General features: G+C 73.7%; 23 protein-coding genes and 1 pseudogene. 18 read left to right on the top strand and 6 right to left on the bottom strand.

The genetic code is table 11. The annotated features are described in order from the left end of the window. Positions 1 to 25: 25 nt before the first annotated feature. Positions 26 to 511, top strand: coding sequence for an XdhC family protein (locus KRR39_RS16320; RefSeq protein ID WP_216938568.1), 486 nt, complete (start codon positions 26 to 28; stop codon positions 509 to 511). Here KRR39_RS16320 and eda read toward each other — a convergent pair. The 3 genes from eda to zwf are packed head-to-tail and all read right to left on the bottom strand — an operon-like array spanning position 508 to position 4526. Further along, on the bottom strand, positions 508 to 1128 hold the full coding sequence (eda, locus tag KRR39_RS16315; RefSeq protein WP_216938567.1) for a bifunctional 4-hydroxy-2-oxoglutarate aldolase/2-dehydro-3-deoxy-phosphogluconate aldolase: 621 nt from the start codon (positions 1126 to 1128) through the stop codon (positions 508 to 510). The two genes, KRR39_RS16320 and eda, sit on opposite strands and share 4 nt — an antisense overlap. Continuing rightward, positions 1121 to 2971, bottom strand: coding sequence for a phosphogluconate dehydratase (gene edd, locus KRR39_RS16310; RefSeq protein ID WP_216938566.1), 1851 nt, complete (start codon positions 2969 to 2971; stop codon positions 1121 to 1123). The genes eda and edd overlap by 8 nt, the downstream gene beginning before the upstream one ends. A gap of 49 nt (positions 2972 to 3020) precedes the next feature. Beyond that, entirely contained in the window at positions 3021 to 4526 is a 1506-nt protein-coding gene (zwf, locus tag KRR39_RS16305) for a glucose-6-phosphate dehydrogenase (RefSeq protein WP_216938565.1), read from the bottom strand. 151 nt (positions 4527 to 4677) lie between these two features. On the opposite strand from zwf, the gene KRR39_RS16300 reads away from it, so the two are divergent. The 6 genes from KRR39_RS16300 to KRR39_RS16275 all read left to right on the top strand — a co-directional run bounded on the left by KRR39_RS16300 (position 4678) and on the right by KRR39_RS16275 (position 11009). Next, positions 4678 to 5877 (top strand): ROK family protein, encoded by a 1200-nt coding sequence (locus KRR39_RS16300; RefSeq protein WP_216938564.1) that lies wholly within the window; start codon positions 4678 to 4680, stop codon positions 5875 to 5877. A 258-nt stretch (positions 5878 to 6135) separates the two neighbouring features. After that, on the top strand, positions 6136 to 7194 hold the full coding sequence (locus tag KRR39_RS16295; protein ID WP_216938563.1) for an iron-siderophore ABC transporter substrate-binding protein: 1059 nt from the start codon (positions 6136 to 6138) through the stop codon (positions 7192 to 7194). After that, positions 7191 to 8222, top strand: coding sequence for a FecCD family ABC transporter permease (locus tag KRR39_RS16290; RefSeq protein ID WP_254185190.1), 1032 nt, complete (start codon positions 7191 to 7193; stop codon positions 8220 to 8222). Before KRR39_RS16295 ends, KRR39_RS16290 begins: the two co-directional genes overlap by 4 nt. Then, positions 8219 to 9253: a FecCD family ABC transporter permease gene (locus KRR39_RS16285; protein WP_216938562.1), complete on the top strand. Its 1035-nt coding sequence runs from the start codon at positions 8219 to 8221 to the stop codon at positions 9251 to 9253. The genes KRR39_RS16290 and KRR39_RS16285 overlap by 4 nt, the downstream gene beginning before the upstream one ends. Continuing rightward, the gene (locus KRR39_RS16280; protein WP_216938561.1) at positions 9250 to 10062 is read left to right on the top strand and encodes an ABC transporter ATP-binding protein; all 813 of its coding nucleotides are present in this window, start codon (positions 9250 to 9252) and stop codon (positions 10060 to 10062) included. Before KRR39_RS16285 ends, KRR39_RS16280 begins: the two co-directional genes overlap by 4 nt. Beyond that, complete coding sequence (locus KRR39_RS16275) at positions 10059 to 11009, top strand: siderophore-interacting protein (protein ID WP_216938560.1); 951 nt, start codon at positions 10059 to 10061, stop codon at positions 11007 to 11009. The genes KRR39_RS16280 and KRR39_RS16275 overlap by 4 nt, the downstream gene beginning before the upstream one ends. Here the strand turns inward: KRR39_RS16275 and KRR39_RS16270 are convergent. After that, the gene (locus KRR39_RS16270) at positions 10994 to 11410 is read right to left on the bottom strand and encodes a PaaI family thioesterase (protein ID WP_216938559.1); all 417 of its coding nucleotides are present in this window, start codon (positions 11408 to 11410) and stop codon (positions 10994 to 10996) included. The two genes, KRR39_RS16275 and KRR39_RS16270, sit on opposite strands and share 16 nt — an antisense overlap. A gap of 123 nt (positions 11411 to 11533) precedes the next feature. On the opposite strand from KRR39_RS16270, the gene boxB reads away from it, so the two are divergent. From boxB to KRR39_RS16250, 4 genes are read left to right on the top strand one after another with little or no spacing between them, the layout of a single operon-like run. After that, the gene (gene boxB / locus KRR39_RS16265; RefSeq protein ID WP_216938558.1) at positions 11534 to 13027 is read left to right on the top strand and encodes a benzoyl-CoA 2,3-epoxidase subunit BoxB; all 1494 of its coding nucleotides are present in this window, start codon (positions 11534 to 11536) and stop codon (positions 13025 to 13027) included. Then, a complete protein-coding gene (locus KRR39_RS16260; RefSeq protein ID WP_216938557.1) occupies positions 13024 to 13593 on the top strand; it encodes a GNAT family N-acetyltransferase in 570 nt (189 codons plus the stop codon). The genes boxB and KRR39_RS16260 overlap by 4 nt, the downstream gene beginning before the upstream one ends. Before the next feature lie 13 nt (positions 13594 to 13606). Further along, a complete protein-coding gene (locus KRR39_RS16255) occupies positions 13607 to 14101 on the top strand; it encodes a SixA phosphatase family protein (RefSeq protein WP_216938556.1) in 495 nt (164 codons plus the stop codon). Positions 14102 to 14153: 52 nt separating this feature from the next. After that, positions 14154 to 14840 (top strand): GAF and ANTAR domain-containing protein, encoded by a 687-nt coding sequence (locus KRR39_RS16250; protein WP_216938555.1) that lies wholly within the window; start codon positions 14154 to 14156, stop codon positions 14838 to 14840. Between the two features lie 13 nt (positions 14841 to 14853). Here KRR39_RS16250 and KRR39_RS16245 read toward each other — a convergent pair whose 3' ends face one another. Then, on the bottom strand, positions 14854 to 15246 hold the full coding sequence (locus KRR39_RS16245) for an ANTAR domain-containing protein (RefSeq protein ID WP_216938554.1): 393 nt from the start codon (positions 15244 to 15246) through the stop codon (positions 14854 to 14856). Positions 15247 to 15493: 247 nt separating this feature from the next. Further along, a complete protein-coding gene (locus KRR39_RS16240) occupies positions 15494 to 16357 on the bottom strand; it encodes a PaaX family transcriptional regulator (protein ID WP_216938553.1) in 864 nt (287 codons plus the stop codon). A 182-nt stretch (positions 16358 to 16539) separates the two neighbouring features. On the opposite strand from KRR39_RS16240, the gene boxC reads away from it, so the two are divergent. From boxC to KRR39_RS16210, 7 genes and pseudogenes are all read left to right on the top strand, one after another. After that, positions 16540 to 18243: a 2,3-epoxybenzoyl-CoA dihydrolase gene (boxC, locus tag KRR39_RS16235; protein ID WP_216938552.1), complete on the top strand. Its 1704-nt coding sequence runs from the start codon at positions 16540 to 16542 to the stop codon at positions 18241 to 18243. Between the two features lie 5 nt (positions 18244 to 18248). After that, positions 18249 to 19844 (top strand): benzoate-CoA ligase family protein, encoded by a 1596-nt coding sequence (locus KRR39_RS16230; RefSeq protein WP_254185750.1) that lies wholly within the window; start codon positions 18249 to 18251, stop codon positions 19842 to 19844. Continuing rightward, positions 19841 to 20422, top strand: a pseudogene (locus tag KRR39_RS25025) (NAD(P)/FAD-dependent oxidoreductase); the annotation flags it as partial. The gene KRR39_RS16230 and the pseudogene KRR39_RS25025, both read left to right, overlap by 4 nt. A gap of 115 nt (positions 20423 to 20537) precedes the next feature. Then, a complete protein-coding gene (locus KRR39_RS25020) occupies positions 20538 to 20843 on the top strand; it encodes an NAD(P)/FAD-dependent oxidoreductase (RefSeq protein ID WP_254185189.1) in 306 nt (101 codons plus the stop codon). A 27-nt stretch (positions 20844 to 20870) separates the two neighbouring features. After that, the gene (gene fdxA / locus KRR39_RS16220) at positions 20871 to 21203 is read left to right on the top strand and encodes a ferredoxin (RefSeq protein WP_216938550.1); all 333 of its coding nucleotides are present in this window, start codon (positions 20871 to 20873) and stop codon (positions 21201 to 21203) included. Then, positions 21200 to 22087, top strand: a complete 888-nt coding sequence (locus KRR39_RS16215; RefSeq protein WP_216938549.1) for an amidohydrolase family protein — start codon at positions 21200 to 21202, stop codon at positions 22085 to 22087. Before fdxA ends, KRR39_RS16215 begins: the two co-directional genes overlap by 4 nt. After that, entirely contained in the window at positions 22080 to 22514 is a 435-nt protein-coding gene (locus KRR39_RS16210; RefSeq protein ID WP_216938547.1) for a DUF6158 family protein, read from the top strand. Before KRR39_RS16215 ends, KRR39_RS16210 begins: the two co-directional genes overlap by 8 nt. Positions 22515 to 22517 lie beyond the last annotated feature (3 nt).

The raw sequence follows: 22517 nt of genomic DNA, 5'->3' as shown, positions 1-22517 counted from the left end.
GCCAGCCGGCAGTAGGGTCGGCGCCATGAGCGCGAACCGTGAGCAGCCCTGGTCCGACGACGTCCCGGAGCAGGGCCGGGTCGTGGTGGTCACCGACAACCCGATCGGCCGCGCGGTCGTCGCGATCGCGCAGGTCGTGGGCCGCCGGACCGTGCTGCTGCCGGACGAGGACGTCGACCCGACGCCCGCGCAGTGGCTCGCCGAGCACCCGCTCGAGGAGGCCGACGCGTTCGTGATGTGCGACCACGACACGCCGGGCATGGAGGCCCTGCTGCGCCAGGCGCTGGCCGGGCGGGCCGGCTACGTCGCGATGATGGGCAGCCGGCGCCGGGCCGAGGGCGTCTTCGCCGCGCTGGACGCCGAGCTGGACGCCGCGACGCTGGCCCGGCTGCACGTCCCGGCCGGCCTGAACACCGGCGGCAAGGCACCCGGTGAGATCGCGCTGTCGGTGGTCGCCGAGCTCGTCGCCGTCTCGCACGGCCGCGACGGCGGCCCGATGACCTCGCGCTAGCTCGGGAGGTAGGTGGCCTCGGTGGCGATGCGCACGATGCGGTCCCAGTCGTGGTCGAGCAGGGCGTCGGCCGGGGTCAGCCAGGAGCCGCCGACGCAGCCCACGTTGGGCAGCGAGAGGTACGACGCCGCGCTCGACGCCGTGATCCCGCCCGTCGGGCAGAACCGCGCGTGGGGGAGCGGCGAGCCGATCGACTTCAGGAAGTCCGCGCCGCCGGAGGCCTCGGCCGGGAAGAACTTCATCTCCGAGTAGCCGAGCTCGAGCAGCCGCAGCACCTCCGAGACGGTCGCCGCCCCGGGCAGGTGCGGCAGGCCGGTGTCCTGCATCGCGGCGGCCAGCGTCTCCGTCGTACCGGGGGAGACCAGGAACTGCGCGCCGGCGGACAGCGCGTCCTTGGCCTGGGCCGGCGCGACGATGGTGCCGGCGCCGACCAGGATCTCCGGCACGTGGGTGGCGATCGCCTCGATGGCGTCGAGCGCGACCGGGGTCCGCAGGGTCAGCTCGATCACCGGGACGCCGCCCTCGACCAGCGCGCGGGCGACGGGGACGGCGTGGTCGAGGTCGTGCAGGACGACGACCGGGATGACCGGGACGCGGTCGAGGAGTGAGTCAGTCATCGGCGTTCTCCGTGAGAGGGGTGGCGGTGGGGAAGACGCTCGCGCCCTGGTCGGCGGGCCCGACGGCGGCGCGGAAGGACGAGAACAGCTCGCGGCCGGTGCCGAACACCAGCGTGTCGTCGGGGACGGCGGCGGCACGGGCGTCGAGGTCGTACGGCGCGACGTGCAGCTCGAGCACCCCGGCGTCGGCGTCGAGGGTGACCAGGTCGCCGTCCTGGACGCGGGCGAGCGGACCGCCGACGGCCGCCTCGGGGGTGAGGTGGATCGCCGAGGGCACCTTGCCGGACGCACCGGACATCCGGCCGTCGGTGACCAGCGCGACCCGCTGGCCGCGGTCCTGCAGCACGCCGAGCGCCGGCGTGAGCTTGTGCAGCTCGGGCATGCCGTTGGCGGCCGGGCCCTGGAAGCGCAGCACGGCCACGAAGTCGCCGTCGTCGAGGAGCCCGTCCTGGAACGCCTGGAGGAAGTCGTTCTGGTCCTCGAAGACCCGGGCCGGCCCCTTGACCTGCCGGTGCTCCGGCCTGACCGCGGAGGTCTTGATGACCGCGCGGCCGAGGTTGCCGTCCAGCATCCGCAGGCCGCCGTCGCGGGAGAACGGGTCGTCCGCGCCGCGCAGCACGTCCGTGTCGTGGCTGGCCTTGGGGCCCTCCTCCCACGTCACGCCGGTGCCGTCGAGCCGGGCCTCGGTGGTGTAGCGCCACAGGCCGTGGCCGGCGACCGTGTGCACGTCGTCGTGCAGCAGCCCCGCCTTGAGCAGCGAGTGCACGGTGAACGCCAGCCCGCCGGCGGCGTGGAAGTGGTTCACGTCGGCCTTGCCGTTGGGGTAGACCCGGGCCAGCAGCGGGACGACGGCCGACAGGTCGGACAGGTCGTCCCAGGTCAGGATGATCCCGGCGGCCCGCGCGATCGCGACCAGGTGCAGCGTGTGGTTGGTCGACCCGCCGGTGGCGAGCAGCGCCACGCAGCCGTTGACAATCGCGCGCTCGTCGACGATCTTCCCGACCGGGGTGTACTCCTCGCCCCAGGTGGTCAGGGCGGTGGCGCGCGCGGCGGCGGCGTCGGTGAGCGCGGCCCGCAGCGGGGTGCCGGGGTTCACGAAGCTCGCACCCGGCAGGTGCAGGCCCATCACCTCCATCAGCATCTGGTTGGAGTTCGCGGTGCCGTAGAACGTGCAGGTGCCCGCCGAGTGGTAGGAGGCGGCCTCGGCCTCGAGCAGCTCCTCGCGCCCGACGTTGCCGGCGGCGTACTCCTGGCGGATCCGGGCCTTCTCGTCGTTCGGCAGGCCCGAGGTCATCGGGCCGGCCGGCACGAAGATCGTCGGCAGGTGCCCGAAGGACAGCGCGCCGATCAGCATGCCGGGGACGATCTTGTCGCAGACGCCGAGCATCAGCGTCGCGTCGAACATGTCGTGGGAGAGCGCGATCGCGGTGGACATCGCGATCACGTCGCGGCTGAACAGCGACAGCTGCATGCCGTCGCGGCCCTGGGTGATGCCGTCGCACATGGCAGGCACCCCGCCGGCGAACTGGGCGATGCCGCCGGAGCGCATCACCGCCTTCTTCATCTGCGCGGGGAACGACTCGAACGGCTGGTGCGCCGAGAGCATGTCGTTGTAGGCGGAGACGATCGCGACGTTCGGCTTCACCGTGCCGCGCAGGGCCTTCTTGTCCACCTCGCCCGAGGCGGCGAAGCCGTGCGCGAGGTTCGCGCAGGCCAGCCGGCCGCGGGTCGGTCCGCGCTGGGCGGCGGCGTCGGTGCGCCGGAGGTACGCCGTGCGCTCGGCCCTGCTGCGCTCGACGATGCGGGCCGTGACCTCCGCGACGACGGGGTGCATGTGGTTCATCAGCTGGTGCCTTCGTTCCGGGAGCGCGCGGGGCGCTCGGGGGAGGGGCTCATGCGGTGGTGGTGCTCTCGTGCCAGGAGCGGCCGTCGCGCTCGATCAGCGTGGTCGCGGCGCTCGGGCCGCTGGTGCCGGCCGGGTAGGGCCGCGGCGAGTGGTCGGGACGGGACCAGCGCTCGAGGATCGGCTCGACCCACGCCCAGGCGGCCTCGACCTCGTCGCGGCGCATGAACAGGGTCGGGTTGCCGCGGACGACGTCCATCAGCAGGCGTTCGTAGGCCTCGGGGGAGCGCCGCTGGAACGTCTTGGCGTAGCTCAGGTCGAGCGAGACCTGACGCAGCCGGATGCCGCCGGGGCCCGGCTCCTTCGCGGTCATGTGCAGCTTCATGCCCTCGTCGGGCTGCAGCTGGATCACCAGCCGGTTGGGCTCCTGGGCGCCTTCGCTGCCCGGGAACATCGCGTGCGGGACCGCCTTGAACTGGATCACGATCTCCGAGCAGCGCCGGTCCATCCGCTTGCCGGTGCGCAGGTAGAACGGCACCCCGGCCCAGCGCCAGTTCTGCACCTCGGCCTTGATCGCGACGAAGGTCTCGGTGGTGGAGTCGGGACGCTCGGCGTCCGCGCGGTAGGACGCCGCGGCCAGCCCGTCGACGAGCCCGGGGGCGTACTGCCCGGCGACGACCGAGCGGTCCACGTCGCCGTCCTCGAGGGGCCTGAGCGCCTGGAGGACCTTGAGCTTCTCGTCGCGGACGGTCTCCCGGTCGACGTACGTCGGGGGCTCCATGGCGACCAGGCAGAGCAGCTGGAGCAGGTGGTTCTGCACCATGTCGCGCAGCGCGCCGGAGCCGTCGTAGTAGCCGCCGCGGCTGCCGACGCCGAGCGACTCCGAGGCGGTGATCTGCACGTGGTCGATGGTGTTCGCGTTCCACAGCGGCTCGAGGAACGTGTTGGCGAAGCGGGTGACCAGGAGGTTCTGGACGCTCTCCTTGCCGAGGTAGTGGTCGATCCGGAAGATCTGCTGCTCCTCGAACACGGCGCCGACCGCGTCGTTGACCTCGCGGGCGGAGGCCAGGTCGTGGCCGAGCGGCTTCTCGAGCACCAGGCGCGAGGTGGGGGTGACCAGGCCGTGCTCGGCGAGCCGCTGGCTGACCCGGCCGAACAGCGCCGGGCCGATGGCCAGGTAGAACACCCGGACCCGGTCGCTGACCGGCAGCTGCTCGACCAGGGCCGGCCAGCTCGACTCGTCGTCGATGTCCAGGCTGACGTGGGTGAGCCGTTCGATGAACCGCTCGACGGTGGCGCCGTTGTGCTCGGGGTCGAGCTCGGCGGCGCGCACGAAGCGCGGCAGCTCGCCGCGGATCTTGTCGCGGTAGCCGGCCTCGTCGAGGCCGGCGCGGGAGACCGCGACGATGCGGGTCTCCGGCGGCAGCTGGCCGTCGCGGTCGCGGAGGTACAGGGCGGGGAGGAGCTTGCGGACGGCCAGGTCGCCGGTGCCGCCGAACACGACGAAGTCGCAGGGGGAGACGGGAGTGGGGGCGGGGCCGGAAGTGGGGGGCATCTCAGGTTTTCTCTCGGGACGGGGCAGGTGCACGTCTGTCGTCCACGGTAGGGACGGATATGCGTGCTGGCAAGACACGGATATGTATTTCAGAAAGCATAAGTGAGAACATCTGGGTTTCCAGGTACCTCGAGGTGGTTCAATGCCAGTCATGTCGACCGCGTTCACGACGGGCCAGGGCCCGGCCACGCCGGGTCAGGTCTTCTCCCTGATCCGGGACGGCCGCGCGCTCACCCGCAGCGACGTGGGCCGGATCACCGGCCTGTCCCGCACCGCGGTCGCCGCCCGGCTCGGCGCGCTGCTCGGATCCGGGCTGGTCGTCGAGGGCGCCGAGCCCGACGATCGCGGCCCGTCCACGGGGGGTCGCCCGCCGGTGCACCTGCGGTTCAACCGGGCGGCCGGCGTGGTGCTGGCCGGCGCGATCGGTCGCAGCCGCACCCAGCTCGGGGTGTGCGACCTCGACGGTGCGGTGCTCGCGTCGGTCGACCTCGACCAGGAGGTCGGGCCGGCCGCGGAGGACCTGATGGCGCAGGTCGTGGCGGCCTTCCGGGACCTGCTGGCGAGCGTGGGGCGGTCGCCGGACGCCGTACGCGCGGTGGGGCTGTCGATCCCGGGCACCGTGGACTTCGACCGGGGCGCCAGCCTGGACTCGCCGATCATGGCGGGCTGGGACGGGGTCGAGCTGGCGCCGTTCCTGCGCCCGCTGACCGCCGCGCCGGTCTTCGTCGACAACGACGCCAACGTGATGGCGCTCTCCGAGCGGCGCGGGCACCTCGAGCGGCACCGGGACCTGATCTTCGTCAAGGCCTCGACCGGCATCGGGGTCGGCATCGTGTCCGGCGGCCGGCTGCTGCGCGGGGCGTCCGGCGCGGCCGGCGAGATCGGCCACACCAAGACCTCCTCGGCCGAGGGGCTGCCCTGCCGCTGCGGCGACACCGGCTGCGTCGAGGCGGTCGCCGCCGGCTGGGCACTGGTCCAGACCGCTCGCGAACGCGGCCACCAGGTGGACCACATCCGCGACGTCGTCCGGCTGGCCGTCGTCGGCGACCCCGACGCCCGGCACCTGGTCCGCGAGGCCGGCCGCCGGATCGGCGAGGCGCTCGCCTCCGCGGTCAACCTGCTCAACCCCGAGGCGGTCGTCGTCGGCGGCGACCTGGCGCAGGCCTACGACACGTTCGTGGCCGGGCTGCGGGAGTCGGTCTACTCCCAGGCGTCCGCGCTGGCCACCCGCGAGCTGGTGATCGTCCCGGTCACCCACGGCGAGCAGTCCGGCGTCGTCGGCTGCGCCGCGATGGCGATCCGCGAGGTCCTGGACTCCGCCGCCGTCGACCGCGCCCTCGCCCACCCCTGACCCACCCGGCGACTCTGGCGAGCACGAACGGCCGACCCGGCGACTTTGGCGAGCCCGAACGCCCGACCCGGCGACTTTGGCGACCTGGGCGCCGCGTCCGGACGAGCGGTCGGCGCCAAAGGCGCCGGGTGGGCGGGTGTGTCGCCGCCAGACGCGCCGGGTGGGCGGATCTGTGGGTTGCGCTGGTTAGGGTCGGCTAACTAAGGTCAGCCTTACCTAACTTCGTCCACCTACCTCTGCCGCCTCCAGGAGCTCCCCGTGCCCCGTCGTCCCCTGCGCTGGCCTGCCGTCGCCGCCGCCGTGCTCGCCCTGCTGCTCGCCGCCTGCTCCACCGGTACGACGGACGGGGCGACCCAGGCCACCCCCGCCGGCACTGGCTCCTCGGCCGACCCGGACGCCTTCCCGGTCACCATCAACCACGTCTTCGGGTCGACGACGATCCCGGAGGCACCGACCCGGGTGGCGACCGTCTCGTGGGTCAACGCCGACGTCGCGCTGGCCCTCGGGGTCGTCCCGGTCGGGATGGCCAGGGACGAGTGGGGCGGCAACGCGAACGGCTCGACGCCCTGGAAGGACGCGGCGCTGGAGCGGCTGGGTGCGCCGATCGGCAGTGACGCGGCGCCGGCGCAGTACTCCGAGGCGGACGGGATCAACTACACGGCGATCGCCCGGACGGCTCCCGACGTGATCCTCGCGGCGTACTCCGGGCTGACGAAGCCGGAGTACACCAAGCTCTCCAAGATCGCCCCGGTCGTCGCCTACCCGGAGATCGCCTACGGGACGTCGTGGCAGGACTCCACCGAGATGATCGGCGAGGCCCTCGGACGCGAGGAGGCGGCCGAGGCGCTGGTGGACACGACCGAGAGGACCATCGACGACGAGGTGGCTGCCTACCCCCAGCTCGGGGGCAAGACCTTCATCTACGGCAACCTCGAGCCGGCCTCCGCGGACGGGGTGAACGTCTACACCGAGGCCGACAACCGGCCCCGGTTCCTCGACGAGCTCGGCATGAAGCAGGCGCCGGTCGTGGAGCAGAACACCGAGGACGATCAGGCGTTCTTCATCCCGTGGTCCGCCGAGCGCGCCGACGAGCTCGAGGCCGACGTCTTCGTGACCTGGGTCCCGGACGAGAAGACCGTCGCGCAGATCGAGAAGGACCCGCTGCTCGGCCAGATCCCGGCGGTGAGGCGCGGTTCCTGGGTCGCCGACTCCGACAACACCCTGACGCTGTCCGTCTCGGCGTCGAGCCCGCTCAGCCTGCCGTGGGCGCTGGACCGGTTCCTGCCGATGCTCGGCGCGGCGGCCGAGAAGGCGTGAGCGCCGCCGTCCTCGCCCGGACGGCGACCCGGCCCCGGCCCGCCCCGGGCGTCGTGCTCGCCGCGGCGGTGCTGCTGCTCGCGGTGCTGGGGCTGGCGTCGCTGGCCCTCGGTGCCCGCTCCGTCGGCTGGTCGACGCTGCTCGACGCGTGGCTGCACGCCGACGCGGCCGACGGCGACCACGCCGTGGTGCGGGCGCGGTTGCCGCGGACCGCGGTCGGCGTGCTCGTCGGGCTGGCCCTGGGGCTCGCCGGTGCGGTGATGCAGGGCGTGACCCGCAACCCGCTGGCCGACCCCGGCATCCTCGGCGTGAACGCCGGCGCGGCGCTCGCGGTGGTCGTCGCGATCGCCGGGTTCGGGGTGGGCAGCGTGTCGGGCTACGTCTGGTTCGCCTTCGCGGGTGCGGCCGCCGCGGCGGTGCTGGTGTACGCCGTGGCGAGCCTCGCGCGGGCCGGCGCGACCCCGCTCACGCTCGCGCTGGCCGGGGCCGCGACCAGCGCCGGTCTCGTCTCGCTCACGAACGGGCTGCTCGTGGTGAGCCAGGACACCTTCGACCGCTACCGGTTCTGGGCGCTCGGCTCGGTCGCCGTGCGCAGCTGGGACGCGGTGCTCGACGTGCTGCCGTTCCTGGTGGTCGGCACGCTGGTCGCCCTGGCCACCGCGCGGGCGCTCAACGGGCTCGCGCTCGGGGAGGACTCCGCGCGCTCCCTGGGCCAGCGGCCCGGGGTGGCGCGGGCGGTGGCGGCCCTCTCGGTGGTGCTGCTCTGCGGGGCCGCGACCGCGGTCGCCGGCCCGATCGGGTTCGTCGGCCTCGTCGTCCCGCACGCCGCGCGCTCGCTGGTCGGCGGCGACCACCGCTGGGTGCTGCCGGTGTCCGCCGTGCTCGGCGCCGCGCTGCTCGTGGGCGCGGACACCGTCGGCCGGGTCCTGCTCCCGCCGACCGAGGTGCAGGCCGGGCTGATGACCGCGCTGGTCGGGGCGCCGGTCTTCGTCTGGCTGGTCCGGCGGCGTACGGCGGTCGGGCTGTGAGCGCGCGCCTCGACCTCCCGGCCGCGCGGCAGGTCGTCACCCGCACCCGGCGGACGACGCACCGCCGCACCCGCCTGGTCGTGGCCGGGCTCGTGGTCCTGGTGGCCGCGCTGTTCCTCGTCGAGGTGCTGCTCGGCACGTTCACCGTCACCCTCCCCGACCTGCTCCGGATCGTCGGTGGCGCCGACCTGCCGGGCGCGACGTTCGTCGTCCTGGAGGACAAGCTGCCGCGGGCCGTGACCGGCCTGCTCGTCGGCGCCGCGTTCGGGGTGTCCGGGGCGGTGTTCCAGACGATGCTGCGCAACCCGCTGGCCAGTCCCGACGTGATCGGGGTGACCGCCGGGGCGAGCGCCGGGGCGGTGCTGGCGATCGTCGTGCTGGGCGCGAGCGGGCCGGCCCTCTCGGCCTGGTCGTTCGGCGGCACCCTCGTGGTCGCGCTGGCGATCCACCTGCTGGCCCGCGGGGGCGGCGCGCGGATGGTGCTGGTCGGCATCGGGCTCGCGGCGATGCTCCAGTCGGTGGTGTCCTACCTCCTCACCCGTTCCGACGTGCGGGTCGCGTCCGACGCGTTCGTCTGGCTGACCGGCTCGCTGAACGGCAGCACCTGGCCCCGGGTCCGCGACCTCGTGGTCGCGCTGGCGGTGCTGCTGCCGTTGGCGGTGCTGCTCGCCCGGTTCCTCGACGTGCTGGCGCTCGGGGACGACCCGGCCGCCGGGCTCGGCGTCCCGGTGGCCCGCGCCCGCCTCGCGCTGCTCGTCGTCGGGGTCGCGCTCGCCGCGGTCGCCACCGCCGCGGCCGGACCGGTGGCCTTCGTGGCCTTCGTGTCCGGGCCGATCGCCCGCCGGCTGCTGCGGGGACGGGTGTCGCTGGTCGCGGCCGGGCTGGTCGGCGCGGCCGTCGTGCTGGCCGCCGACTTCGTCGCGCACAACCTCGTGCCCGGCGCGACCCTGCCGGTCGGCGTGGTCACCGGCGCCCTCGGCGCACCGTTCCTGCTGGCCCTGATCGTCGCCTCGAACCGGAGAACCGCATGACCCACACCCTGCGCGCCCAGGACCTCTCCCTGGCGTACGACGCCACGACCGTCGTGGACCGGCTCACCCTGGACGTCCCGCCCGGCGAGGTCACGATCGTCGTGGGCGCGAACGCCTGCGGGAAGTCCACGCTGCTGCGCGGGCTCGCGCGGCTGATGGCGCCCACGCACGGCGCGGCCCTGCTGGACGGCCGGGCGATCCACGAGCTGCCGACCCGCGAGGTGGCCACCGTGCTCGGCCTGCTGCCGCAGGACCCGGTCGCGCCGGAGGGGATCACGGTCACCGACCTGGTCGGCCGGGGGAGGTACCCGCACCAGGGCTGGTTCCGCCGGTGGACCTCCGAGGACGACGCGGCCGTCGCCGCGGCGATGCGCTCCACCGACGTGCTCGACCTCGCCGGCCGGGCCGTCGACGAGCTCTCCGGCGGCCAGCGCCAGCGGGTCTGGATCGCGATGGCGCTGGCCCAGCAGACCGACCTGCTGCTGCTCGACGAGCCCACGACGTTCCTCGACGTCGCCCACCAGGTCGAGGTGCTCGACCTGCTCCGCGACCTGAACGCGAGCCGCGGCACGACGGTGGTGATGGTGCTGCACGACCTCAACCTGGCCGCGCGCTACGCCGACCACCTCGTCGCGCTGACCCGGGGCCGGGTCGTCGCCGCCGGTGCCCCCGGCGACGTGGTCACCGCGGAGCTGGTCCGCGACGTGTTCGGCCTCGACTCGCTGGTCGTGGAGTGCCCCGTGTCGGGCACCCCGCTCGTCGTACCCCTCGGGCGGCACGGCCGCCCGGCCACCCGGGTCGCGCGATGACCGGTCCGGCCGGGGAGAGCCCGCTGGCCTGCTTCGAGGTCGAGGTCCGGGCCGTGCACCGGATGTCGCCGACCTTCGCGCGGGTGACGTTCGGCGGCGACTGCCTGGCCGGCTTCGACGACGGCGGCCCGCTCGGCCCGCGCGACCAGCGGGTCAAGCTCGTCGTGCCGCTGGCCGGCGGGGCCGCGCCGCCGCTCCGCGACCTGTCCCCGGGCTGGTACCCGCGGTGGCTCGCGCGGGACCCCGCGCTGCGCGGCGAGATGCGCACCTACACGGTGCGGGCCGTCCGCGGGTCCGGGACGGGCACCGAGGTGGACGTCGACTTCGTGCTGCACGGCGCGACCGGCCCCGCGTCGGCGTGGGCGTGCGCCGCGGAGCGCGGCGACCGGGTCACCCTGCTCGGCCCGCGCCGCGGCCGCCGCGAGGAGTACGCCGGCATCGAGTGGGCCCCGCCGGCCCCCGGCGCCGGTCCGCTGCTGCTCGTCGGCGACGAGACCGCCGTGCCCGCGATCGCGTCGGTCCTGGCCACCCTGCCCGCCGGGTACGACGGGCGCGCGGTCCTCGAGGTGCCCGCCCCGGCGGACTTCCTCGACGTGCGGACCGACGCCGACGTGGCGGTGACCTGGCTGGCGCGCGGGACGCACGCCCGCGGCGAGCTGCTCGCCGAGGCGGTCCGGGCCGTGGCCCCGGCACGCGGGTCCCGCCCGGTCGCCGACGTCGACCCGGACGAGGTGCTGTGGGAGCCGGCCGTCGGCGGGCGGCCGACGGGGGCGCCGTACGTCTGGGTCGCGGGGGAGGCGGCCGTGGTGCGCGGCCTGCGGCGGCACCTGGTCGGGGCGGCGGGGCTGCCGCGCAGCGCGGTGACGTTCATGGGCTACTGGCGTGAGACGCCGGCCGAGCGGCCCGGGAGCGCGCTGCGGGCGGCCTCCGGTCAGGCCTCGGGGTAGAGGTTCTGCAGCCGGACCTGCCCGCGGGCGGCGACCTTGCCGTCCGGGTCGAGGGTCTCGACGAGCCAGACCTGCTGGGAGCGGCCGCGGTGCAGCGGGGTCGCCGTCGAGGTCAGCGTGCCGGTCCGGACGGCGCGGTAGAAGTCGGTGTTGTTGTTGACCCCGACGACCTTGCCGCGCTCGCCCATCCAGACGGCGGCGCCCACGCTGGCCAGCGTCTCGATCACCGAGCAGTGCACGCCGCCGTGCACGATGCCGTAGGGCTGGTGCAGGTCGGGCTTCGCGGTCCAGGTCGCGGTCACCCGGTCGCCGGTGACCTCCCCGAACTCGACGCCGAGGTGTCGCACGAAGTCGCCGGTGATGTCGTCGTCCAGCAGGCCGTCCACACGAGAGTCGCTCATGCCCGCAGTATCCCGGCCGCCCGGCAGCGGACGTGCGACGGGGCAGAAACAGTCGACAAACTCTTGTCCTGTTCGCAAAGGAAGTGTAGAACTTAGAGGGAAGCCCCATCGACAGGAGCCGTGATGACCAGCCCAGCGACCAGCCCCGACGACCGCACCGGTGCAGCCCCCGCGCCCACCGGCCCGCTCAGCAAGATCGACTACTCCGAGCGGATCCCGAACAACGTCAACCTCGCGGACGACCGCCGGTTGCAGCGCGCGCTCGAGGGCTGGCAGCCCAAGTTCATCGACTGGTGGAAGACCCTCGGCCCGGCGCTGCCGACCAAGGACGTCTACCTGCGCACCGCGGTGGCGGTCGGCCGCGACGGCTGGGCGCACTTCGAGCACGTGCCGATGGAGGAGTACCGCTGGGGCATCTTCCTCGCCGAGCAGAACCCCGACCGCACCGTGAGCTTCGGCAAGCACAAGGGCGAGCCGGCCTGGCAGGAGGTCCCCGGCGAACACCGGGCCGACCTGATGCGGCTGATCGTCGTGCAAGGCGACACCGAGCCCGCCTCGGTCGAGCAGCAGCGGGTGCTGGGCAACACCGCGCCGAGCATCTACGACCTGCGCAACCTGTTCCAGGTCAACGTCGAGGAGGGCCGGCACCTCTGGGCGATGGTCTACCTGCTGCACGCCTACTTCGGCCGGGAGGGTCGCGAGGAGGCCGAGCAGCTGCTCAAGCGGAACAGCGGCGACATCGACGCCCCGCGGATCCTCGGTGCCTTCAACGAGGAGACCACCGACTGGCTGCAGTTCTTCATGTTCACCTACTTCACCGACCGGGACGGCAAGTACCAGCTCGGCACGCTGAAGGAGTCCGCCTTCGACCCGCTGGCCCGGACCTGCGAGTTCATGCTCAAGGAGGAGGCGCACCACATGTTCGTCGGCACCACCGGCGTGCAGCGCGTGGTGGAGCGGACCGCCGAGCTGATGAAGGAGCACGGCACCGACGACATCTGGGAGCACGGCGGCATCCCGCTCTCGGTCGTCCAGAAGTACCTCAACTTCCAGTTCTCGGTGTCCATGGACCTGTTCGGCTCCGAGCAGTCCACCAACGCCGGCAACTACTACTCCTCCGGGCTCAAGGGCCGCTGGCAGGAGACCCGTCGCAAGGACGACCACGTCCTGCTCGAGGACACCCGCGAGATGAACTACGTCGAGGACGGCGAGATCCGGCAGCGGACCGTGCCGACGCTGTCCGCGCTCAACCTCGACCTGCGCGACGAGTACGTCGCGGACTGCGCCAACGGCGTACGTCGCTGGAACCAGGCCCTGGAGGACGCCGGCCTCGAGGAGCGGCTGATCCTGCCGCACGAGGGGTTCAACCGCCGGGTCGGCGTCTACGCCCAGCACCACGTCAGCCCCGAGGGCGAGGTGCTCGACGACGCCGCGTGGCAGGCCGTCGTCGACGGCTACCTCCCGTCGGCCGAGGACCGGGCGGCCGTCGCCGCGCTGATGGTGCCGGAGTACGAGCTGGGCAAGTTCGCCGGCTGGATCGCGCCGCCGCAGGCCGGCATCAACGACCAGCCTGTCGAGTTCGACTACGTGCACCTCGCCGAGGAGGGGGTGGCGTGAGCGAGCTGACCTGGCACCACGAGCCGAGCCCGACCTGGGACGCCGACAAGCAGCGCGTGATCGGCTCGGCCCCCGCGGGGGCGCTCGACGTGTCCTACCCGGACGGGGCCGAGCTGCCGGGTGACTGGTGGGACGCACGCACCGCGGACGGCGTGGTCGTCGGCTACGGCTGGCTCGACGCGACCTGGGGCGGCGACGCGGAGATCCTGCTCGCCGTGGACGCCACGGCGCAGCGCCGCGGCGTCGGCTCCTTCGTGCTCGACCGGCTCGAGGACGAGGCGGCCCGACGCGGCCTCAACTACGTCTACAACACGGTCCGCGGCACCCACCCGCAGCGCGACGACGTGCACGACTGGCTGGCGGTGCGCGGCTACCGCGGCTCCACGACGGACACCACGCTGCGCAAGCGGGTCGGGGCCGACGACCAGCGCCCGGCCCCGGGCGGCGGGCCCTCGAAGGCCGAGCCCGCGCCGTCGCGCGCCTACGACCCCTCCGCCGACGGGGACCGCGCGCCCGGTCACGAGGAGTCCGGCGGCTACGTCGACGTCGACGAGCACCAGTACTGAGCGGGACCCGGCCGTGAGCACCCGCCACACCCTCGTCCTGCTGCGGCACGCCAAGTCCGACTGGTCGACGCCGGGGCAGCCCGACCGGGACCGCCCGCTGTCCGGCCGGGGGCGACGCCAGGCGCCGGAGGCCGGGCGGTGGCTGGCCGAGCACGGTCCCGTCCCGGACCTCGTCGTGGTGTCCCCGGCCGTCCGCGCCCGCCGCACGTGGGACCTGGTCGCGGCCGAGCTGCCGGGGACGCCGCCGACCCGCGTCGAGGACCGGGTGTACGCCGCGTCGCCGGCCGAGCTGCTCGCGGTGCTCGCCGACCTGCCCGAGGCCACGGCGACGGTGCTCCTGGTCGGCCACAACCCCGGTCTGGAGGAGCTCGTCGAGCACCTCACCGGAGAGCACGTGCGGCTGCCCACCTCGGCGCTGGCCGTGCTCGACGTACCGGCGCCGTGGTCGGCCCTCGGTCCGGGCGCCGGGACGCTGCGGGCGAGCGGCCGTCCGCCGGGCGGTGTCTAGCCGGGTGCCCGCGGGCTTGCCCGCACCCCGGGACCAGCGGAGGATCCGAAGAATGGACCCGACCGCCGGCTTCGCGACCCAGCTCGCGGACGCGGCGCGCGCGATGCACGGCTCGTCGAGCACGCGGGAGACGCTCGACCGCGTCGTCTCCGTCGCCACCGAGCTGATCCACGGGTGCGACCTGGTCGGCATCTCCCTCGTCCACCGCACCGGCATCGACACCCCCGCCGCCAGCGACGAGGTGCTGCGGCGGGTCGACGAGCTGCAGTTCGAGCTCAAGGAGGGGCCCTGCTTCGACACGCTCCGGAACCACGAGACGGTGTGCAGCAGCGACCTGGCCCGGGACCCCCGCTGGCCCCGCTGGGGACCGCTCGTCGCCTCGGAGGTCGGGGCGCTCAGCATCGTGAGCTTCCGGCTCTTCACGACCGCGGACACGCTCGGTGCCCTGAACCTCTACGCCAGGAAGCTCGACGCGTTCAACGCCGACGACGTCTACGACGGCCACGCGCTGGCCGCTCACGTGGCCGTCGCGCTCGCCGCGGCGGAGAACGTCGAGCACCTCGAGACCGCGATCGACAACCGGACGGTGATCGGCCGGGCCGAGGGCATCCTGATGGAGCGGTTCGACCTCTCGGCCTCGGACGCCTTCGCCGTCCTCCGCCGGGTCTCCCAGCACCGCAACGTCCGGCTGCACCTGGTGGCCGACGAGCTGGTGCGCACCCGGCAGACGCCGGAGTAGGCGGGCGCGAGTCTCAGTCGTCGCTGCGTGACCAGTCGGACGGCTCCGGGGTCCCCGCGGGCTCCGGGTCGTGGACCCGGAGCCGGTTCTCCATCCACCGCATCAACGGCCCCTGGAGCGCCTCGGTGCGCGGACTTCCCTCGCAGATGCCGTGCACCAGCGTGTGGGCGACCGTGTGCACCGGCGTGTGCGTCACCCGGGCCCAGCGCACCAGCACCGCGAACGCCTGGTAGGAGTCGATCCCGTAGCGCAGCATCAACGCGCCCTTGGCGTGCTCGATGACGGGGCGGTGGGCGTCGATGGCCCGAAGCTCGTGGTCGAGGGCTTCCGGCCCGTCGGTCAGGTCCGCGTAGCGCCACTGGTGGAGCGAGTCCAGCAGCCGGTCGCCGACCGGCCGGGGGGGCATCGGTGTCGAAGTGGTGGTTGACCGACATGTCCGATCTCCCTTGGTCAGGAGGGTTCGCGGCCTGAGAAAACGGCCACAGGCTGACCTCCCAACCCGACGTTTCGAACTTAGGTGACACAAGCGGCCGTGTCCAGGGTCACTAGACCGCCCGGCAGGTGCGGCTCAGCAGGCTCCGGCGCACGTCCCGACCTCGGCCGGGTTCATCCGCGCCCCGGGCGTGCCGTCCGCCCGGACGGGCCGGGACGGGTCAGGTCGCCGAGGGCCGCGGGCCGGCCGCGCCGTCCATCCGGTCCCACTCGGCCTGTGCCGCGGCGTGCCAGGCGGCATGCCGGTCGTGGAAGGCGGCGCCCGCGCGCGGCCCGGGCCAGTCGTGGTCGAGCAGCTCGCCGGGGAGGTCCGGGTCGAGGAACGGGAAGCGCCGCCACTCCTGGACCATCTCGACCTGGGCGGCGAACGCGTCGGCGGGGGAGCCGGCCTCGCGGGTCGCGAACGCGTCGAGGAAGCCGAGGTAGCGGTCCTCGACGTCGGCGAGGTCCCAGGCGTCGGCGAGCAGCCGGCTCTCGTCGCCGACGCCGCTGGCCGGGCCCACCCAGGCGAAGGCCTGCGCCTCCAGCCCGAGGTCCCGGACCACCTCGTGCACGTCGTGGGCCTTGGTGGCGTCGGGGCTGACCCACAGCCCGGAGGTGGGCGAGCCGAGGCCGAGCCAGGTCAGCCGGGTGCGCAGCCGGTGCCGCAGCTGCCGCTGGGTCTCCGGGATCGGCACGCTGAGCACCAGCCAGCGGCCGTCCCACGGGTGCCGCTCCCGCAGGAACCCGTAGATCCGGGCGGTGCCCTCCTCGAGCAGCTCGGCCCCGGCAGGGGTGAGCTCCCAGAGCACCCGCCGGCCGTGCCGCGAGGAGACCAGCAGCTCCTCGCTCGCCGTACGGGAGAGGGCCTGGCGGGCGGACTTCTCCTCCACCCCGAGGCTGCCCAGTGCCTCGAGCAGGGTCGCGGTCCACACCGAGGAGTGCCGCGGGTGCACGAACTCGCCGAGCACGGTCAGCAGCAGCGAGCGGGCGCTGGCGGAGCCCACCTCGCGGCGGCGCGAGGAGGCGACGCTCGGCTCGGACACGGCGGCTCCTCTCCGGTCGGCGACGCGGTCGCGGGCGACGTCGGCCGGTCCGGTGACCGGCCGCCCCGAATTGTCGCACCGGACGCCGCCGGTCCCTGGGAATGACAGTCGACAAAGTCTTGACGATCTTCGAGTCCAGCGTAGAGTGTTGTGCACCACACGCCAAGGATGAGGTGCACGCCGTGACTGTTCTGGACACCCCGGAAGCCGACCAGCAGGCCCCCGCGATCCCGGTGGTCGACTTCGACACCGCCCCCGACCGCTACCGGCACTGGCGGCTCGACGTCGACGGCGACGTCGCGACGGTGACCCTGAAGGTCGACGAGGACGCCGGACTGGTCGAGGGCTACGCGCTGAAGATGAACTCCTACGACCTCGGCGTCGACATCGAGCTGTACGACGCCGTGCAGCGGCTGCGCTTCGAGCACCCCGGGGTCAAGGCGGTCGTGATGACCGGCGGCCTGGAGAAGATGTTCTGCGCCGGCGCGAACATCCGGATGCTCGCGCAGTCCAGCCACGCCTGGAAGGTGAACTTCTGCAAGTTCACCAACGAGACCCGCAACACCATCGAGGACGCGCACGACACGTCCGGGCAGACCTGGATCGCCGCGCTCAACGGCACCGCGGCCGGCGGCGGCTACGAGCTGGCGCTGGCCTGCGACGAGATCGTGCTGATCGACGACGGCGCCTCGACCGTCTCGCTCCCGGAGGTCCCGCTGCTCGGCGTGCTGCCCGGCACCGGCGGCCTGACCCGGGTGGTCGACAAGCGGCACGTCCGCAAGGACCGGGCCGACCTGTTCGCCACCAAGTCCGAGGGCTACCGGGGGGCCACCGCCGTCGAGTGGGGGCTCGTCGACGGCACGGTCGCCCGGCAGGGCTGGGACGAGGAGATCGCGCGCCGGGCCCGGGAGGCCGCCGACGCCTCGTCCCGGCGCCCCGGCGAGGGCATCACGCTGACCCCGCTGGACCGGACCGAGGACGGCGACACGATCAGCTACCCGTTCGTCACCGCCGAGCTCTCCCGGACCGACCGGCGGGTCGAGATCACCGTGCACGGCCCCGCCGAGGAACCGCCGGGCGACGCGGCCGCCGTGCTGGCGCAGGGCGTGGACTGGTGGCCGTTCGCGGTCACCCGGGCCCTCGACGACCTGGTGCTGCGGCTGCGCACCAACGAGCAGGAGCTCGGCACCTGGGTGCTGCGCACCCGCGGCGACGTCGACCGCGTGCTGGCGTACGACGCGCAGCTCGGCGACCTGGCCGGGGACTGGTTCGTGCACGAGACGACGCAGTACCTCAAGCGCACCCTCAAGCGGCTCGACGTCACCAGCCGCAGCCTGGTCGCCGTGATCGAGCCGGGCAGCTGCTTCGCCGGGTTCCTGCTCGAGCTCGCGCTGGCCTGCGACCGGCAGTACATGCTCGAGGGCGTCTACGAGGACGTGGACCCGGACGCGGAGCCGGCCGTCCTGGTGCTCACCGCCAGCAACGACGGGCGCTTCCCGATGGGCAACGAGCTGTCCCGCGTGGAGTCCCGGTTCTGGGGCCACGACGACCAGGTCGAGAACGCCCGCACGCACGCCGGCGAGCGGCTCGACGCGCAGGCCGCGGACTCCGCCGGCCTGGTCACGATGGCGCTGGACGACATCGACTTCGAGGACGAGATCCGGATCGTGCTGGAGGAGCGGGCCTCGCTCTCGCCCGACGCGCTGACCGGCATGGAGGCCAACCACCGGTTCGTCGGCCCCGAGACGATGGAGACCAAGATCTTCGGGCGGCTGACCGCCTGGCAGAACTGGATCTTCATCCGGCCGAACGCGTCGGGACCGGAGGGGGCGCTGCGGCGCTACGGCTCCGGGCAGCGCGGCAGCTACAGCTACCAGCGGGTGTGAGCGCGATGGGGTTCAACGCGGCGGAGTACCTCGTCTCCCGGCACGTCACCAGCGGGTCCGGCGACCGCACGGCGGTGATCGCGTCGGAGACGCTGACCTACGCCGACCTGGACGAGCGCACCGCGGTCGCCGCCGCCGGCCTGCGCGGGCTCGGCCTGCGCCGCGACGACCGGGTGATGCTGGTGATGAGCGACGAGGTCCCGATGCTCACCGGGATCCTGGGCGCGTTCCGGGCCGGGCTGGTCGCGGTGCCGGTCTCCACGATGTTCACCGGCGCGGAGCTCGGCAAGATCATGGCCGACTCCGGCGCGCGGGTCGTGCTGGCCACCCCGGAGTTCGCCGGCGCCGTCGGCGAGGCGGTCGCCGCCGCGCCGGACGTGGAGCACGCCGTGCTGGCGGGGGAGGGACGCCTGGTGCTGCCGGACCGGGTCGCCGGGCACTCGTGGGCCGAGCTGACGGCGCTCGGGCGCGACGGCGACGGCAGCATCGCCCCGACCGTCGACGACTCGTGGGCGCTGTGGCTCTACACCTCCGGCACGACCGGGCTGCCCAAGGCGGCGATGCACCGGCACGCCAACATCCGGCACGTCTGCGAGACGTACGGCGCCCAGGTGCTGGCCATCACCCCCGACGACACCACGTTCTCGGTCGCCAAGATGTTCTTCGCCTACGGCATCGGCAACACGGTGTTCTTCCCGCTCTCGGTGGGCGCCTCGACCGTCCTGGAGCCCCGTCGGCCGAGCCCGGACGTCGTACGCGAGCGGCTGGAGGGCGCCCGGCCGACGCTGTTCTTCGGGGTGCCCACGTTCTACGCCGCGCTGACCGCCAGCGACGTGCCGGCCGAGGCGTTCTCGTCGGTGCGGATGTGCGCCTCGGCGGGGGAGCCGCTGCCGGCCCCGCTGCAGCGCCGCTTCACCGACCGGTTCGGGGTGGAGATCCTCGACGGCATCGGCTCGACGGAGGCGCTGCACATCTTCTTGTCCAACCGGCCTGGAGACATCCGTCCGGGCACGACCGGCCGGCCCGTCCCGGGCTACGACGTCGAGGTCCGCGACGCCGCGGGCCGGCTGGTCCCCGACGACGAACCCGGGGCGCTGCACGTGCGCGGCGAGTCCATCGCGCTCGGCTACTGGCACCGCACGGACGCCTCCCGTCAGGTGTTCCAGGGCGAGTGGCTGGTCACCGGCGACACCTACGTCCGCAACGCGGAGGGCTACTACACCTGCCTGGGCCGCAACAGCGACATGCTCAAGGCCGGCGGCATCTGGGTCTCGCCCGGCGAGGTGGAGAGCCGGCTGCTGGAGCACCCGGAGGTGCGCGAGGCGGCGGTGGTCGGGGTGCCCGACGCCGACGGCCTCGACAAGCCGATCGCGGTCGTGGTGGTGGCACCCGGGACCGACCTGCACGAGGCCGACCTGGTCGCCTGGTGCCGCGACGGGCTGGCGCACTTCAAGGCGCCCCGCAAGGTGGTGTTCGTCAGCGACCTGCCGAAGACCGCCACCGGCAAGCTCCAGCGCTTCAAGGTCCGCGACCTCGTCGGCGGCGACCCCGCCGCCGAGCCGGCGCCGGCGCAGACCGACGAGCTCGAGGTGGCCCCGTGAGCACGCGCGAGGTCGACCTGCTGATCGTGGGGGCCGGACCGGTGGGGCTCTACGGCGCCTACTACGCGGGCGTCCGCGGGCTGTCCGTCGCCGTCGTCGACTCGCTGTCCGAGGTCGGCGGCCAGGTCACCGCGATGTACCCCGAGAAGCAGATCTACGACGTGGCCGGCTTCCCGGCGATCTCCGGGCGCGACCTGGTCCGCGGGCTCGTCGCGCAGGCCGCCGCGCAGGGTCCGACGTACCTCCTCGGCCAGGAGGCCCAGCAGCTGCGCACCCTCGCCGACGGCCGGCTGCACGTCACCACCAGCGCGGGCACCGAGGTCACCTGCGGCGCGCTGGTCGTCACCGGCGGCATCGGCACCTTCACGCCGCGGCCGCTCCCGGCCGGCGAGGAGTTCCTCGGCCGCGGGCTGGAGTACTTCGTGCCCAGCAGCCAGGAGTACGTCGGCCGCGACGTGGTCGTGGTCGGCGGGGGCGACAGCGCCCTGGACTGGGCGCTGATGCTCGAGCCGCTCGCGTCCAGCGTCACGCTGGTGCACCGGCGCGAGGCGTTCCGCGCACACAGCGCCAGCGTCGAGCAGGTCCGCGCCTCCGACGTACGGATGATCGTCAACGCGCAGGTGACCGGGCTCGCGGGGGGGCGACCTCCTGGAGCAGGCCGAGATCACCGTCAAGGGCGAGGACCCGCTCGTCGTGCCGTGCCAGCGGGCCGTCGCGGCGCTGGGGTTCACCGCGAACCTCGGACCGATGCGCGACTGGGGTGTCGAGCTGCGCGACAACCGGCACCTCGTGGTCGACTCGGCCATGCGCACCAACCTGCCGGGCGTCTTCGCTGCCGGCGACATCACCGAGTACGACGGCAAGGTCCGGCTGATCTCCGTCGGCTTCGGCGAGGTCGCGACCGCCGTGAACAACGCCGCCGTGCACCTCGACCCCGACGCCCCGGTGTTCCCCGGGCACTCCACCGACCTGCCCCACGACGTACCCGTCCCCGCCTGACCCCCGAGACCGAGACCGGAGAAGCCCGTGCCCTACGTCATCGCCAGCGCCTGCATCGACGTGAACGACAAGTCCTGCGTCGAGGAGTGCCCGGTCGACTGCATCTACGAGGGGGACCGCAAGAGCTACATCAACCCCAAGGAGTGCATCGACTGCGGCGCCTGCGAGCCGGTCTGCCCGGTCGAGGCGATCAGCCAGGACCGCCGGGTCGCCGAGGGCGACGAGGCGTTCGTCGAGGACAACCGGGCGTTCTTCACCGAGGTGCTGCCCGGCCGCGACGAGCCGCTCGGCGCGCCGGGCGGCGCCCGCAAGGTCGGCGAGCTCGGCGCCGACACCCCGCTGGTGCAGGCCTGGTCATGACCCTCGACGGCCACCTGCTCGTCGACGCGCACGTGCACGTGCCGGTGCTCGGCTCGCTGGCGCCCGCCTGGCTCGACTGGGCCCGCGACTTCGGGCCCGACGGCATCCTCGAGGACCTCTGGGACGCCGACGGCGTGCCCCGCCCGGACCGGCTCGACACGCTCTTCGAGGAGCAGGGCGTCGACCACGCGCTGTTGTTCTGCGAGTACTCCCCGAAGGCCACCGGCTACCAGCGCTTCGACGACCTGCTGCCGATCGTCGAGCACAACCCCGTGCGCTTCCGGCCGGTCGCCAACGTCAACCCGCACCTGCACTTCCCGATCGGCGACGAGGTACGGCGCCAGCTCGACCTCGGCGCGGCGGCGCTCAAGCTGCACCCGGTGCACGGCGGCTTCCGCTGCGACGACGCGATGCTCTACCCGGCCTACCAGGTGCTCGCCGAGCGCGGCGTCCCCCTGGTCGTGCACTGCGGCACCAGCACCTTCCCCGGCTCGATGAACGAGCTCGCCGACCCGGCGTACCTCCTGCCGGTGGTGCGGGACTTCCCGACCCTGGACGTGGTGCTCGCGCACGGCGGGCGCGGCTGGTGGTACGACGCGGCCGCGTTCATGGCGCTGTCCAACCCGACGGTCTGGATCGAGCTGTCCGGCCTGCCGCCCAAGCGGCTGCCGGAGTACTACCGCAACTTCGACCTGGCCCGGCTGGCCCGCAGGTGGATCTTCGCCACCGACTGGCCGGGCGTGCCGGGCACCGCGCAGAACGCCCGCGCGGTGGCCGGTCTCGGGCTGGACGAGGCGACCGTGGCCGCCGTCCTCGGGGGCAACGCCACCGCCGTCTACAGCGGCCTCACGGCCGACCACTCCCAGGAGGTTGAGGATGACTGAGGTGCCCACCGGCCGGCCGGCCGCCGAGCTCACCGACGAGGAGCTCGAGACCCAGGGCAAGCAGCTGCACGACAGCCGCAACTGGGTGTTCCTGCACGGCAGCGCCGCGCAGTTCGACACCCACACCCGGCGGATGCTCGAGCTGGAGCAGGAGTACCTCCACCGCTTCCCCAAGCGCACCTGGCAGGGCGTCGAGGGCGAGCCGCCTGTCGTCGCCGCCGACGACCCGGTGGTCGCGCTGCTGCAGGCCGTGGCCGACGCCCCCGGCGGCCGGATGCACAAGCTCGAGGTGCACCAGATCGCCCGGTCGGTCGGGCTCGAGCGCGCCCAGCTGGCCCGGCTCTACACCGCCGAGCCGCAGCTGCTCGCCACCGACAAGCAGGACCGGGTGGTCACCGACGCCGGTCGCGCCCGGCTCGGCCGGTAGAAA

Source organism: Nocardioides panacis, assembly GCF_019039255.1.
Lineage (GTDB): Bacteria > Actinomycetota > Actinomycetes > Propionibacteriales > Nocardioidaceae > Nocardioides_B > Nocardioides_B panacis.
Note: the sequence above shows the minus strand (reverse complement) of the source record. Positions and strands in the feature narration are given on the sequence as shown.